Source organism: Pantoea sp. Lu_F5_004 (genome assembly GCF_051136245.1).
Classification (GTDB): domain Bacteria; phylum Pseudomonadota; class Gammaproteobacteria; order Enterobacterales; family Enterobacteriaceae; genus Pantoea; species Pantoea agglomerans.
Genome location: NZ_CP194946.1, coordinates 887,212 through 901,769, shown reverse-complemented (window position 1 = coordinate 901,769; position 14,558 = coordinate 887,212). Strand labels below are relative to the sequence as shown.

14 protein-coding genes are annotated in these 14,558 nt (G+C 56.6%); 4 read left to right on the top strand and 10 right to left on the bottom strand.

Annotation, left to right across the window (positions count from 1 at the left end; translation table 11 throughout):
- Positions 1–5: 5 nt before the first annotated feature.
- Genes garL through ACR8BN_RS04280 form a run of 4 tightly spaced genes read right to left on the bottom strand, consistent with a single transcriptional unit; the run spans position 6 to position 4,868 of the window.
- Positions 6–776 carry a 2-dehydro-3-deoxyglucarate aldolase gene (gene garL / locus ACR8BN_RS04295; protein ID WP_033769945.1) on the bottom strand — a complete coding sequence of 257 codons (771 nt, stop codon included), beginning with the start codon at positions 774–776 and terminating at the stop codon, positions 6–8.
- A gap of 45 nt (positions 777–821) precedes the next feature.
- Positions 822–2,153 (bottom strand): glucarate dehydratase, encoded by a 1,332-nt coding sequence (gudD, locus tag ACR8BN_RS04290; protein ID WP_010248587.1) that lies wholly within the window; start codon positions 2,151–2,153, stop codon positions 822–824.
- 10 nt (positions 2,154–2,163) lie between these two features.
- Positions 2,164–3,510 carry an enolase C-terminal domain-like protein gene (locus tag ACR8BN_RS04285; protein ID WP_010248589.1) on the bottom strand — a complete coding sequence of 449 codons (1,347 nt, stop codon included), beginning with the start codon at positions 3,508–3,510 and terminating at the stop codon, positions 2,164–2,166.
- Positions 3,507–4,868 (bottom strand): MFS transporter, encoded by a 1,362-nt coding sequence (locus ACR8BN_RS04280; protein ID WP_031594089.1) that lies wholly within the window; start codon positions 4,866–4,868, stop codon positions 3,507–3,509. The genes ACR8BN_RS04285 and ACR8BN_RS04280 overlap by 4 nt, the downstream gene beginning before the upstream one ends.
- A 574-nt stretch (positions 4,869–5,442) precedes the next feature.
- On the opposite strand from ACR8BN_RS04280, the gene garD reads away from it, so the two are divergent.
- On the top strand, positions 5,443–7,002 hold the full coding sequence (gene garD / locus ACR8BN_RS04275) for a galactarate dehydratase (RefSeq protein ID WP_033769943.1): 1,560 nt from the start codon (positions 5,443–5,445) through the stop codon (positions 7,000–7,002).
- Positions 7,003–7,080: 78 nt separating this feature from the next.
- On the opposite strand, the gene ACR8BN_RS04270 is transcribed toward garD, so the two are convergent.
- From ACR8BN_RS04270 to syd, 4 genes are all read right to left on the bottom strand, one after another.
- Positions 7,081–7,527: a flavodoxin gene (locus ACR8BN_RS04270; RefSeq protein ID WP_010248594.1), complete on the bottom strand. Its 447-nt coding sequence runs from the start codon at positions 7,525–7,527 to the stop codon at positions 7,081–7,083.
- 12 nt (positions 7,528–7,539) lie between these two features.
- Complete coding sequence (gene truC, locus ACR8BN_RS04265) at positions 7,540–8,319, bottom strand: tRNA pseudouridine(65) synthase TruC (protein WP_033772508.1); 780 nt, start codon at positions 8,317–8,319, stop codon at positions 7,540–7,542.
- Complete coding sequence (locus ACR8BN_RS04260) at positions 8,319–8,648, bottom strand: YqcC family protein (protein ID WP_434747358.1); 330 nt, start codon at positions 8,646–8,648, stop codon at positions 8,319–8,321. The genes truC and ACR8BN_RS04260 overlap by 1 nt, the downstream gene beginning before the upstream one ends.
- Positions 8,649–9,235: 587 nt before the next feature.
- Entirely contained in the window at positions 9,236–9,784 is a 549-nt protein-coding gene (syd, locus tag ACR8BN_RS04255; protein WP_434747357.1) for a SecY-interacting protein, read from the bottom strand.
- Between the two features lie 62 nt (positions 9,785–9,846).
- Here syd and queF point away from each other — a divergent pair, with 62 nt between their 5' ends.
- The 3 genes from queF to xni all read left to right on the top strand — a co-directional run bounded on the left by queF (position 9,847) and on the right by xni (position 13,016).
- Positions 9,847–10,692 (top strand): NADPH-dependent 7-cyano-7-deazaguanine reductase QueF, encoded by an 846-nt coding sequence (gene queF / locus ACR8BN_RS04250; RefSeq protein ID WP_109652221.1) that lies wholly within the window; start codon positions 9,847–9,849, stop codon positions 10,690–10,692.
- 169 nt (positions 10,693–10,861) lie between these two features.
- Positions 10,862–12,226, top strand: a complete 1,365-nt coding sequence (gene ppnN / locus ACR8BN_RS04245; RefSeq protein WP_010672144.1) for a nucleotide 5'-monophosphate nucleosidase PpnN — start codon at positions 10,862–10,864, stop codon at positions 12,224–12,226.
- A gap of 34 nt (positions 12,227–12,260) precedes the next feature.
- Positions 12,261–13,016, top strand: a complete 756-nt coding sequence (gene xni / locus ACR8BN_RS04240; RefSeq protein ID WP_163637613.1) for a flap endonuclease Xni — start codon at positions 12,261–12,263, stop codon at positions 13,014–13,016.
- 24 nt (positions 13,017–13,040) lie between these two features.
- Here xni and rlmM read toward each other — a convergent pair whose 3' ends face one another.
- Together rlmM and ACR8BN_RS04230 are read right to left on the bottom strand one after the other, a co-directional pair.
- The gene (gene rlmM, locus ACR8BN_RS04235; protein WP_010248609.1) at positions 13,041–14,141 is read right to left on the bottom strand and encodes a 23S rRNA (cytidine(2498)-2'-O)-methyltransferase RlmM; all 1,101 of its coding nucleotides are present in this window, start codon (positions 14,139–14,141) and stop codon (positions 13,041–13,043) included.
- Positions 14,134–14,529, bottom strand: a complete 396-nt coding sequence (locus tag ACR8BN_RS04230) for a DUF423 domain-containing protein (RefSeq protein ID WP_010248611.1) — start codon at positions 14,527–14,529, stop codon at positions 14,134–14,136. Before ACR8BN_RS04230 ends, rlmM begins: the two co-directional genes overlap by 8 nt.
- Between the last annotated feature and the right edge of the window lie 29 nt (positions 14,530–14,558).

Below are 14,558 nucleotides of genomic sequence, written 5' to 3'. Positions count from 1 at the left end.
ATTGATTAGCGCTTAAATTTGTCGCATAACGCCTGAGAGGCGTTGCGGAACATACCGACATCACTGCCGACGGCGACAAAAGTGGCACCCCACTCCAGATAACGACGCGCGTCCGCTTCCACCGGTGCCAGAATGCCGCTCGGCTTACCGGCGGCTTTGGCGCGTTCAAAAATGTGTTTAATCACTTTCAGCACTTCAGGATGGGCGGGCTGACCGAGATAGCCCAGCGCAGCAGAGAGATCGCCCGGCCCGACAAAAATACCGTCGACACCGTCAACCGCCGCGATGGCGTCAATGTTGTCGACCGCCTGCTGGGTTTCGATCTGCACCAGCACCGTGACGTTGTCATTGATGGTGCTGTTGTAATCCGGCAGGGTGCCGTACATGTTGCTGCGGTGCGAAACCGAGACACCGCGAATGCCGGCTGGCGGATAGCGCGTTGATGCGACGGCACGCACTGCTTCCTCTTCGGTCTCGACAAATGGCACCAGGAAGTTGTTAAAACCGATATCCAGCAGACGCTTAATGATCACCGGCTCGTTGCAGGGCGGACGCACCACGGGTGCACTGTGGCTGCCTTTAAGCGCCATCAACTGCGGCACAAACGTGGTGATATCGTTGGGCGCGTGTTCGCCATCCAGGACCAGCCAGTCAAAACCGGCCAGCCCTAAAATCTCGGTAGAAATCGGGCTGGCAAGCGCACACCAGCTGCCGATCAGGGTTTCACCCGCTAACAAACGACGACGAAATCCATTTGGCCAGGCTGCATTACTCATGGTTAAACTCCTGTGACGATGGCTCCCCGTGGGGAGCCGAAAAGGTTAACGTACCAGGCAGGGACGTTTGTTGTCGTAGGTCCATCCCGGCACTAAAAATTGCATCGCTTCGGCATCGTCACGCGCGCCCAGCCCCTGCTTCTGATAGAGCGCGTTGGCCTGCATCACCTGATCCATATCCAGCTCGACGCCGAGACCGGGCTTCTGCGGTACCTGCACCATGCCGCCTTTGATCTGGAATGGCTCTTTGGTCAGGCGCTGATTGCCCTCCTGCCAGATCCAGTGGGTATCAATGGCGGTGATCGCGCCCGGCGCGGCAGCGGCGACGTGGGTGAACATCGCCAGCGAAATATCGAAGTGGTTATTGGAGTGCGAGCCCCATGTCAGGCCGAAGTCGTGACACATCTGTGCTACCCGCACCGAACCCTGCATGGTCCAGAAGTGCGGATCCGCCAGCGGAATGTCCACCGACTGCAGCGACAGGGTATGGCCCATCTGACGCCAGTCGGTGGCGATCATATTGGTGGCGGTTGGCATGCCGGTGGCGCGGCGGAACTCCGCCATCACTTCACGGCCGGAGTAGCCCTGCTCCGCGCCACAGGGATCTTCTGCGTAGGCGAGCACATCTTTGAGCTGTTTGCCGAGCATGATCGCCTCGTTGAGCGACCAGGCCCCGTTGGGATCAAGGGTGATACGGGCTTCAGGAAAACGCTTAGCCAGCGCAGTAACCGCTTCGGCCTCTTCGCCGCCGCGCAGTACGCCGCCTTTGAGTTTGAAATCGTTGAAACCATATTTCTCATACGCCGCTTCCGCCAGCCGCACCACCGTCTCCGGGGTTAGCGCTTCTTCGTGGCGCAGGCGATACCAGTCGCACGGATCGCTCTCCTGGCTCTGGTAAGAGAGGGACGTTTTGCGGCGGTCGCCGATGTAGAACAGATAGCCGAGCATCTCAACGCGGTCGCGCTGTTGTCCGTCGCCCAGCAGCGAGGCCACATTAACTTCCAGATGCTGACCCAGCAGGTCGAGCAGCGCCGCTTCAATGCCGGTCACCACATGAATAGTGGTGCGCAGATCGAAGGTCTGGGTGCCGCGCCCGCTGGCATCGCGGTCGGCGAAGGTGCTGCGCACCAGGCTGAGAATGTTTTTGTATTCGCCCACGGTTTTGCCAATCACCAGCGACGCTGCGTCTTCCAGCGTCTGGCGGATTTTTTCGCCGCCCGGGATTTCGCCGACGCCGGTGTGTCCGGCATTATCTTTGATAATCACAATGTTGCGGGTAAAGAATGGCGAGTGAGCGCCGCTGAGGTTCAGCAGCATGCTGTCGTAGCCTGCGACCGGAATAACCTGCATGGCGGTGACTTTCGGTGTTGAACTCATCTCCTGCTCCTTATGCTGTTGCTCGGCCAAATGCCGGGCGTTTGCGATCAAATGTCCAGCCGGGGACCAGATATTGCATCGCCGTGGCGTCGTTACGTGCACCGGCGGGCAGTGACTGATAAAGCTGATTGGCTTTGTTTACCTGCTCCCAGTCGAGCTCAATGCCCAGACCCGGCGCATCCGGTACGGCAATTTTCCCATTGCGGATTTGCAGCGGATTTTTCGTCAGGCGCTGATCGCCCTCCTGCCAGATCCAGTGGGTATCAATCGCGGTAGGATTGCCTGGCGCCGCCGCACCCACATGGGTAAACATCGCCAGCGAAATATCGAAGTGGTTATTGGAGTGGCAGCCCCAGGTGAGGCCCCACTCATCGCAGAGCTGCGCGACCCGCACGGCACCGCTCAGCGTCCAGAAGTGAGGATCCGCCAGTGGAATATCGACCGCATTGAGCATCACCGCATGATTCATCTCGCGCCAGTTGGTGGCGATCATATTGGTGGCCACCGGTAAGCCGGTTGCGCGCCGGAACTCGGCCATCACTTCACGTCCCGAATAGCCCTGCTCCGCGCCGCACGGATCTTCAGCGTAGCTCAGCACATCCTGCATCCCTTTACACAGCGCTATCGCCTCGTCCAGCAGCCAGGCGCCGTTCGGATCGACCGTAATGCGGGCGTCGGGAAAGCGCTGCTTCAGCGCCGCCGCGGTGGCAATCTCCTGCTCGCCCGGCAACACGCCGCCTTTGAGCTTAAAATCTTTGAAGCCATATTTATCCGCAGCCGCCTCAGCCAGCCGTACCACGGCATCGCTGGTCAGCGCTTCCTGATGACGCAGGTGATACCAGTCGTGGCTGGCCTGCTCACCACTCAGATAGGGCAGATCGGTCTTGCGGCGGTCGCCGAGATAGAACAGATAGCCCAGCACCGTCACCTCATCACGCTGTTTACCTGGCCCCAGCAGTTCAGCCACCGGTACGCCCAGACACTGTCCCAGCAGATCGAGCAGCGCTGCTTCCAGCGCGGCTACCGCGTTGACCCGCAACTCAAAAGTCCAGGCACCGTTGCCAAAGGTAGTGAAGTCAGCCGACTGATTGCCTTTGTGCACCTGCTGCACCAGACGGTTCATTCGCGCAATCTGCTGGCCTTTCACCTGCGGAATCGCCTCTACCAGCGTCTGATAGATGGTGTCGCCGCCGGGGGCTTCACCGACGCCGGTGTGACCGGCGCTGTCGGTGAGAACCACAATATTGCGGGTAAAACAGGCGTTGTGCGCACCGCCAATATTGAGCAGCATGCTGTCATAACCGGCGACCGGGATAACCTGCATCTCAGTAATCACCGGCGAACTTTGCGTATTCATAATGCATCCTTACCGGGCCAGGTTTTCAGTTCGACACGTTTGATGTCGCCCGCGATCACCAGGAAGCTGAATGCGGCAACAAAGGCATGAATACCGACATAGATCAGCGCGCCTTCAAAAGAGCCGCTGGTGGCGATGATGTAACCGATGGCGATAGGCGTCACGATGCCAGAGAAGTTACCGAACATGTTGAACAGACCGCCGCTCAGGCCACTGATCTCTTTCGGCGCGGTATCTGCCATCACTGCCCAGCCCAGCGCACCGATGCCTTTACCAAAGAACGCCAGTGCCATGAAGAACACTACCACCCATTCGGTATCGGTGTAGTTACACATCACCATCGAAATAGAGAGCAGCATGCCGAGCACGATCGGCGTTTTACGCGCAATATTCAGGGAGCCGGTTTTACGCATCAGCCAGTCGGAGATCACCCCGCCCAGTACGCCGCCGAGGAAGCCGCACACCGCCGGAATCGAGGCAATAAAGCCCGCTTTGAGAATCGACATGCCGCGCGCCTGTACCAGATAGACCGGGAACCAGGTGATAAAAAAGTAGGTTAAGGCGTTAACACAGTACTGACCGAGGTAGATACCCAGCATCATGCGTGACGTCAGCAGCTGTTTGATCTGGAACCACTTCTCGTTCCAGCTCACTTTGCGGCTATCCTTTTTGACATCCATGTTGATCAGCGCACCGCCCTGCTCCATGTACTCCAGTTCGGCTTTATTCACGCCAGGGTGATCGGTGGGATCGTGGATCACTTTCAGCCAGATGAAACTGAGGATGATGCCCAGGCCGCCCATGAACCAGAACACGTGCGCCCAGCCCACGGAAGAGACCAGCCAGCCCATGATGGGCGCGAAGATGACGGTGGCGAAGTATTGAGCCGAGTTGAAGATCGCCACGGCCGTGCCACGCTCCTGCGCCGGAAACCAGGCCGCGACAATGCGGCTGTTGCCAGGGAAGGAGGGCGCTTCGGCCAGTCCCACCAGGAAACGCAGAATAAACAGCGACATGATAATGCCGAAGCCGCTGAACAGATCGACGAACCCTTGCAAAAAGGTAAAGAGCGACCAGGTAAAGATGCTCCAGAAATAGACGCGTTTTGAGCCGAAGCGGTCAAGCAGCCAGCCGCCCGGAATCTGACCAATAACATACGCCCATGAGAAGGCTGAGAAGATATAGCCGAGTCCGACCGAATCGAGGCCAATATCTTTTGACATCGCCGAACCGGCAATCGAAATGGTTGCGCGGTCACCGTAGTTGAATGAGGTGACGATAAATAACATCACCACAATCCAGTAACGGGCATTGGTGCGTTTCTGCACCGTTTCCGCGGTCTGGCTGAAACTATTCATGATGCACTCCTGAAATATAGCGTGAGCTACATTCGCTCTGACTGCATACACATCGCGTTGGGTATCAGAGAGAAGTTGGGTTAAACACGGCGATCTTTTTGTTTTGGCAAACTTTATTTATTCATCCGGCGTCTGGCAGCCGCGGCAGGTAATACGTCCAGGCAACCTCTTTCGGATGAATAATACGTCGTGACAGATAACCTGACTTTGGCTAACGGAACTCAGTATAAGAACAGCCTGTGGCGATCACATTGGCGCATCGCCCTGGAATAATCGCCGTATTGAAGTGATTGTCTGGCGGATGCACAAAATCCTGCGGTATAGCTCACGAAAGTGGCAAATACCCGTGCAAAATCCGCCCCGGATAACGCTTTCCCCCTCTGTTTGTGAGGGTCTTCACTTGCTTTTGGATAATCGACCCAAAACAGCGAGGTGAATTGCCTTAATGGTGGTCATTTGCACAATGCACGACCCGCCCCGCCTCCCTATACTGAAGCTGGCAAACAAGGGCGTGACAGGTCAGATTATTAAAGCGTGCCGCACAAGTACGGTACGACAGACAGGAAGGTGAGCGATGAACCCAAAAACAGATGAACAACCGCTCTATATCAAAGTCCATGAGCATGACAATGTGGCGATTGTGGTTAACAGCCTCGGCCTGCCAGCCGGTACGCAGTTTGCGGATGGCCTGACCCTCACAGAGCATGTGCCGCAGGGCCACAAAGTGGCGCTGAGCGCGATTAATCAGGGTGCAGAGATCGTGCGTTATGGCGAAGTCATTGGCTATGCATTGCGGGATATTGCCCAGGGCAGCTGGATTGATGAGTCACTGGTCGCGCTGCCGGAAGCCCCTCCGCTGGAGAGTCTGCCGTTAGCTACTCAGGTTCCACCTGATTTGCCGCCGCTGGAGGGCTATACCTTTGAAGGTTACCGCAATGCGGATGGCAGCGTAGGCACGCGTAACCTGCTCGGCATCACCACCAGCGTCCACTGCGTGGCCGGTGTGGTGGATCATGTCGTACAGATCATTGAACGGGAGTTACTGCCGCGCTATCCGAATGTGGATGGTGTGGTTGCCCTGAACCACCTTTATGGCTGTGGTGTGGCGATCAACGCACCCGCGGCGGTCGTGCCGATTCGCACCATTCATAACCTGGCGCTGAATGCGAATTTCGGTGGCGAAGTGATGATCGTCAGCCTCGGCTGTGAAAAGTTACAGCCAGAGCGTCTGCTGACTGGCACCCCCGACGTGCAGGCGATTTCGCTGGACGATCATGACATCGTGCGTCTGCAGGATGAAAAGCTGGTGGGCTTTGGCGCGATGGTCAATGAGATTCTGCAGGTGGCGGAGCGTCATCTCCAGCGGCTGAATCAGCGCCAGCGCGAAACCTGCTCCGCAGCAGAACTGATTGTCGGCATGCAGTGTGGTGGCAGCGATGCGTTTTCGGGCGTGACGGCAAATCCGGCAGTGGGCTTCGCCTCTGATCTGCTGGTGCGTTGCGGTGCCACCGTGATGTTCTCGGAAGTCACTGAAGTGCGTGATGCGATTCACCTGCTGACGCCGCGGGTGATTAATCAGGAAGTCGGTAAGCGCTTACTGGAGGAGATGGCCTGGTATGATAATTACCTCGACCAGGGCCAGACCGATCGCAGCGCTAACCCGTCGCCGGGCAATAAAAAAGGCGGGCTGGCGAACGTGGTGGAAAAAGCGCTTGGCTCGATCGCAAAATCGGGACGCAGCGCCATTGTTGAAGTGCTCTCGCCCGGCCAGCGGCCCACGCGACGCGGATTGATCTACGCGGCGACGCCAGCCAGCGATTTTGTCTGCGGTACGCAGCAGCTGGCATCCGGTATCACCCTGCAGGTGTTTACTACTGGTCGCGGTACGCCTTACGGTCTTGCCGCAATTCCGGTGATCAAGATGGCGACGCGTAATGCGCTGGCGGAGCGCTGGCACGATCTGATGGACATCAATGCCGGGACGATTGCTACCGGTGAAGAGAGTATTGAGCAGGTGGGCTGGCGACTGTTTGAATTGATTCTGGATATCGCCAGTGGCAGAAAGCAGACCTGGTCCGATCGCTGGGGCATTCGTAATCAGCTGGCGGTGTTTAACCCGGCGCCTGTCACCTGATATTGCACTCAACGGACGTCGTCGTGTGCGCAACACAGGCTTATCTCAGCTAAGGCAGAGATAAGCCTGGCGTGGCAATCAGAGCTGCGCGCCCCAGGCTTCAACCCACGGCGAGGTTACCGCCTCCGGTTCCGGATTTTCAGTGGCATCAACCAGTAACACCTCGCCGACCCGCTGAGCGCCCTGCTCCTGCAGCAGCGCGTCAAAGGTTTTACCCGCGCCACAGAAATGGTCATAGCTGCTGTCACCCAGCGCAATCACGCCATAGCGCAGCGCGGGCTGATGACCGAGCTGATCTTTAATCGCATGGAACAGACCTGAAATCGTGTCGGGAAAATCGCCATGCCCGGTAGTAGAAGTGACGATTAACGCCACGTCGCTGGCATAGTTTTGCCAGTCAGCCAGCGTCGGATCGTCAAACACCGTTACGCTGTGCCCCTGCTGCTGCAGAATGGGCTCTGCTTCTTCCGCGACCAGCAGCGCATTGCCATATACCGTACCTACAAAAATGCCAATCTTAGCCATCTGCTTTCTCCGTTATTCTGAAACGTTATCCTGTCCTGGCGCTGCGTCAAACTCAACCCGCGGCACCTCAGGAATGCGATCCTGCCAGCCAAACTGGTTCATCAGGTTCTGCCAGACGCCATCCAGTCCGGCGCGAAGCAACAACGGTTCACCGGTCACCGGATGAGTTAATGCCAGGCTGCTGGCGTGCAGCATCAGGCGGTTAGCGCCAAAATGTTCGGCAGCCCCCCGGTTCTGACGCAGATCGCCGTGCGCCGAATCGCCAATAATCGGATGACGCAGGTGTGACATATGACGACGCAGCTGATGCTTGCGACCGGTTTTAGGAGCCAGTTCAACCAGGCTATAACGCGAAGTGGGATAACGGCCAATGCCGACCGGCATCTCGACCGTTGCCAGTGACTGATAATCGGTGACCGCGGGCTGTGCGGTGCGCGCTTCCGTGGCGTGTTTATCGGCAATTTTATCCAGCTCTTCCACCAGCGGATAATCGAGCGTCCCGCTGCTCTCCAGCCAGCCGCGAACCACAGCGTGGTAGGTTTTCTGCATCTGGTGCTGTTCAAACTGCAGGGAAAGCAGACGTCCGACTTCACTGGAGAGCCCCATCAGCAGTACCCCTGACGTGGGCTTGTCGAGACGATGCGCCGTAAATACATGCTGCCCAATCTGATCACGAACGGTCTGCATCACAAACACCGTTTCATGGCGATCCAGCCAGCTGCGATGAACCAGCCAGCCGCTGGGCTTGTTGACGGCAACCAGCCACTCATCCTGATAGAGTATCTCCAGCATCAGTGGGCAGCATCCGTGATTAACGCATCAAGTTGACGCAGGGTCAGCAACAGCGGCGCAATACCCGGCTGGTCAGGCACCAGAGCCACCTCATAATAGGGGGCCACGGCAAAATTTTGTGGTAACGGATGTCGGGCCGCAAGCAGGGCATGCATCCGCGGGACTAACACCCACTGGAGCCACTGCAGCGGCTCCAGCGTATCCAGGCAAAAGGGTTCACGGCTCTCGAACGCCTCCTCGGCCGGCGGGGTACTCTGCCAGAGATGGTGCTCACGCATCACCGCTTCCAGTTGTTCCAGCCGTTGCGTAATTAGTTGTTCAGGCGTCATGCGCCACCTCCGCGAGCAGTCAAAAATGGGCGGCAAGCATATCACTAGTTGGCACAGGCACAAAAAAAGGGAGCACTGTATAAACAGTGCTCCCGGTTCGTTTGCAGCCATCCCGCCACGTTAATGCTCCCTGCTCTTCCATGACAACTTGTCCAGTGCGAACTCCTGTCGCGCATCGTCCTGATGTATCCTTAGCATCCTGGCCCACCACCTCTTCTGAGGGGGTTCTCATTCTCCATCCTGGAGGTGTCCCTTGCTCAATCCTGAGCTATCCTGTTTCGTCCTGAAACCTTCCGTGTGCCGTAAGCTCCGTTACGTTCCTGCCTCATGGCTTATCATCATCCTGACGATATCTTTTTCCTGAGCTTCCTGCAGTGCGAAACATTTTGACAGAACTCGTTACGCGCACAAGGTACTCACAGCAGAACTTTACGAAATGTGCGGCGTAAATTCAGATAAACGCCATTAAGTTGATGATTCACAATATTTTTACATCTCAGCCTTCCGGAAGGCTCACCTGTTATATAGCGATCTCTCACAGCACATGTAAGAGATGTCTCACAAGACCAGGGGCAAATCACTGCAACTCAGATGATAACCGGTTGTAATGACTTAAGAAATATCTCAAGCGTTTCCGCTAATTTCACACGCTGTTTACCGCCGGGCTGCTCCAGAATCACTTCGCCGCTGAGATTAGAAAGCGAGATGATCTCCTGTTCTGACTCGGTGGTAGCGATAAACAGCGTAGGCGACTGTTTAAGGCGGCGCTGCATCACCAGATGCCCGATCAGATTCTCCTGTAGCCGCAGGAAATCATCCTCACTCCAGACCTGTAAGAGTGTCAGCTGATTCTCACCAAACCTGGCCTGCATATCCCCGGCAAACTGCGTGGTATAGAAAGCCGTGATCTGCGGCTGGAGCTGGATGTCGATCGCCCGCTCAACCGCATCCAGCGTCTGTGGCAGAGTAAAAGGCTGCGGCTGCCAGAAGACCTGCTGATCGCGATCCTCCAGGGCACAGGGCGAAGGTACGCCAAAGAGATCGCTGCTGGCCGGCGCATGCCCGGCCTGCTGAAGCCAGTGCTGGCAGTATCGGGTGGTAAAGTCGCGCAACGCGGCGGCAGTTTGCTGCATCATTCATATTCTCACTTCTGATGGGTTACACTTAGCCACTTTGATTAATTTTGGTGGTAACCGCAATGACTACACACGAACAGGATCAGGCACTCAGCAACCTGACGCTGGGCAAACCCACAGCCTATCACGATCATTATGACAACAGCTTACTGCAGGCGGTGCCGCGCAGCCTGAATCGTGAACCCCTTGGCCTGTTTCCCGACAGCCTGCCCTTTACCGGCAGTGATATCTGGACCCTGTATGAACTCTCGTGGCTCAACAGCAAAGGTCTGCCACAGGTTGCCGTTGGCGAAGTGGTGCTCGATGCGCAGAGCCGCAACCTTATCGAGTCCAAAAGCTTTAAGCTCTACCTTAACAGTTTCAACCAGACTCGCTTTGCCGACTGGGGCGAGGTTCGTCAGACGCTGGAGCGGGACCTGAGTGCCTGTGCTGAAGGTGAAGCGCGGGTCGCGCTGTTCCGTCTCAATGAAGTGGAAGGTCAGCCCATCGGCCATTTTGAGGGATGTTGTATTGATGAGCAGGATATCGCAATAGAGGATTATCGCTTCAATGCTGACTATCTGGCCGATGCTGCGGGCAGCGAAATCGTTGAAGAGACGCTGGTCAGCCACCTGCTCAAGTCAAACTGTCTGATTACCAATCAGCCCGACTGGGGCTCCGTGATGATTCGTTATAAAGGCCCGCGTATCGACCGTGAAGCGCTGCTGCGCTATCTGGTCTCATTCCGCCAGCACAACGAATTTCACGAGCAGTGTGTCGAACGCATTTTTAATGATGTGATGCGTTTCTGTCATCCGGAAGCGCTGACGGTCTATGCACGCTACACCCGTCGTGGCGGGCTGGATATCAATCCATGGCGCACCAATGTGCCCTTCTCGCCCGGTTTTTCGCGGCTGGTCCGTCAGTAGTTTGCGAGACTTCTCGCAGGCTGCGTGCACTAAGCGCAGTTCCGCTTGAGCTGTGCGGGCCGACAAGGCTACTCTGGTGATGGCGGCTACCTGCGGGTTGCCGACCAGGGATTTTCGTCACTGCCGTTGCAGTGCCAACACGCACCCAGGCGGGTGTAAAGGAGTTCATTTGATTACCCATATCAGCCCTCTTGGCTCGATGGATCTGCTTTCACAGCTGGAAGTCGATATGCTCAAGCGCACAGCCAGCAGCGACCTCTACCAGCTGTTTCGCAACTGCTCTCTTGCCGTGCTTAACTCCGGCAGCCAGACTGACAGCAGCCAGGAGCTGCTCTCCCGCTTTGAAAATTTCGACATCAATGTGTTGCGCCGTGAGCGCGGTGTCAAACTGGAGCTGATCAATCCACCGGAAGAGGCGTTTGTGGATGGCCGCATCATCCGTTCACTGCAGGCTAACCTGTTTGCGGTGCTGCGTGACATCCTGTTTGTCAGCGGTCAGCTCAACATGCCGGGTCGGTTCACTGCGGCTGAAGAAAATGACTCCGCCACGATCACCAACACTGTGTTTTCCATTCTGCGTAACGCGCGGGCGCTGCACATCGGCGAGTATCCCAACACCGTGGTCTGCTGGGGCGGTCACTCGATCAACGCCGTTGAGTACCAGTATTGCCGCAATGTCGGAACTCAGCTTGGACTGCGTGAACTGAACATCTGTACCGGCTGCGGGCCGGGCGTGATGGAAGCGCCAATGAAAGGGGCCGCCGTAGGCCATGCTCAGCAGCGCTATCGTGACAGCCGCTTTATCGGCCTGACCGAACCCTCCATCATTGCGGCTGAACCGCCGAATCCGCTGGTGAATGAGTTGATCATCATGCCGGACATCGAAAAACGTCTGGAAGCTTTTGTGCGCATCGCCCATGGCATTATCATTTTCCCGGGCGGCGTAGGGACCGCAGAAGAGTTGCTCTATCTGCTGGGCATCCTGATGAATCCGCAGAACAGCGATCAGGTATTACCGCTGATCCTGACCGGGCCGGAAGAGAGCGCCGACTACTTCCGCGTGCTGGATGATTTCATCGTTAACACGCTGGGCGAACAGGCGCGTAAGCATTATCAGATCATCATCAACGATGCAGCCGAAGTGGCGCGTCTGATGAAGAAAGCGATGCCGCAGGTAAAAGAGAATCGTCGCGAAACCGGCGATGCTTACAGCTTTAACTGGTCGATTCGCATTGAACCCGATCTGCAGGTGCCGTTCCTGCCAACCCATGAAAACATGGCGAATCTCAATCTCTACACCAATCAGCCACCCGAAAAGCTGGCTGCTGACCTGCGCCGCGCCTTCTCAGGTATCGTAGCCGGTAACGTCAAAGAGATGGGCATCCGCGAAATCCGCGAGAAGGGACGCTACAAACTGCATGGCGACCCCGACATCATGCACCGCATGGATGAGCTGCTTCAGGGATTCGTTGCACAGCAACGCATGAAACTGCCAGGCACCGCCTACATTCCCTGCTACGAAATTATCAAATAAACCAGGAGGCAGCCCCCGGGCTGCCCATACTCTCATGGCTCTTCATCTTGTTATTGTTGACGCGTTGAATCTGATTCGCCGTCTGCATGCGGTACAGGGTTCACCCTGTGTCGAAGGCTGCATGGCTGCGCTGCGCCAGATACTGGGTCACGCCCATCCGACTCATGCGGTGGCGGTGTTTGATGGCGAAGCACGTCATCAGGGCTGGCGTCATCAGCTGCTACCCGATTACAAAAGCGGTCGCCCGCCGATGCCAGACGATTTACAGGCAGAGATGCCGGCGTTACAGGAGGCCTTTCGCGCCGCAGGCGTAAGCTGTTGGATAGCGGGCGAGGATGAAGCGGACGATTTAGCGGCGACGCTGGCGGTGAAAATGGCTCAGGCCGGACATCAGGCCACCATTGTTTCAACCGACAAAGGCTACTGTCAGCTGCTGGCACCCGAGATCCGCATCCGCGACTACTTCCAGAAACGCTGGCTTGATCTGCCTTTTATCGAGGCTGAATTTGGTGTGGCACCACAGCGGCTACCCGACTACTGGGGGTTGTGCGGCATCAGCAGCAGTAAAATTCCGGGCATCACCGGCATCGGTCCGAAAAGCGCGAAACAGCTGCTGACAGAGTTTCACACGCTTGAAGGGATCTATCAGCAACTGGATCAGGTGCCAGCCAGATGGCGGGAAAAGCTGGCTGAGGGTCAGCAGATGGCAGAGATCAGCCGTCAGGTCGCAACCCTGAAGCGGGATCTGGTATTGCAGGGCAATCTGAATACGCTGCGTTATACCGGCTGAGTGCCCCTGCACTCAGCCCGGCGATTAACGTTCGTCGCGACGACCACCGGCAGCCGCCCAGATTCGGCGCACATGTACCGTCACCTCTTCGCGGTCATGATAAAGCTGGCGGGCGCGAATCTGCACGTTAATGCCATTATCATCAAATCGTTCCTGCATCATGGCCAGATTCTGCGTCACTTCTTCATAGCGCTTTTTCATGGGCAACTTAAGGTTGAAGATCGCTTCACGGCACCAGCCGTTAACCAGCCAGTCGGTCATCAGGTTAGCCACGCGCACCGGCTTCTCCACCATGTCACACACCAGCCAGCTGATGTTGGTGCGTGGCGGACGGAATTTAAAGCCATCTGCTTTCTCGTGCATCACCTGGCCCGTATCCATCAGGCTCGGTGCCATCGGTCCGTTGTCCACCGCATACACCATCATGCTGCGCTGAACCAGCTGATAGGTCCAGCCGCCCGGACAGGCACCGAGATCCACGGCGTACATGCCGCTGGCTAAACGCTCATCCCACTCATCCGCAGGGATAAAGACGTGAAACGCCTCCTCCAGCTTAAGGGTGGAACGGCTTGGCGCATCGGAGGGGAACTTAAGGCGTGGAATACCCATGTAAAACGGCGAGCTGTTTTCCCGGATGGAGTAGCCGACGTAACAGGTGCCTGGCGCGATGAAAAACACATGCACGACCGGGCGTTTCGGGCTCTCATAATTCAACAGGATTTTGCTTTCACGCAGTGCCGAGCGCAGCGGCACGGTGAACTTGCGGCAGAACTTAGTCAGCTCTTTGGCTTCGTTGGTGTCTGGCACTTCAACACGCAGTTCACCACCCTTTTCCACTACGCCGGTCAGCATGCCGACAATCGGGGTAATACGATCTTCCTGCGGCAGGTCACGCAGCATTTCGCCGACGACCAGCATCTGACGGGCAAAAATCAGCTCGTCAAACGGCAACTCACGTGCCAGCCGCTCGGCATCTTCAAACTGATAGCACTCAAACAGCACGTAGCCGGAGTCATCTTTAACCCGTGGAAAGCCGTAGATTTCACGTTCAGCCGCTTTGGCGCTGATTTCCGCCGCACACTCTTTTTCAAAACCGGGACGACAATAGAGTAAAACTTTATTCATGGCGTTCTGCCTTTCGTTTAAGACGCAGCGCGCCAATCAACATCAATACCCAACCGGCGAGGAAACAGACCCCGCCCACGGGTGTGATAAAAACCCAAAACTTCAGATGTGACAGCGCCAGACAATAGAGGCTCCCACTAAACAGCACGGTGCCGAGCGCCATCAGCGCACTGCTCCAGTAAAACCAGATATTGGCGCGGCGTAACATCGCAGCCCCCAGCCCCATCACCGCTAAGGTGTGATAAGCCTGATATTCCAGCCCGGTATGAATCCAGGCCATTTCAGCCGCACCAAGCGACTGACTCAAAACGTGGGCACCAAATGCGCCAAAAGCCACCAGCAGAAATCCGCTGATAGCCGAAAAAACAAACATGGCACGACTGGACATTAACCGATCCTCAGAGTCCTTTTGCATCT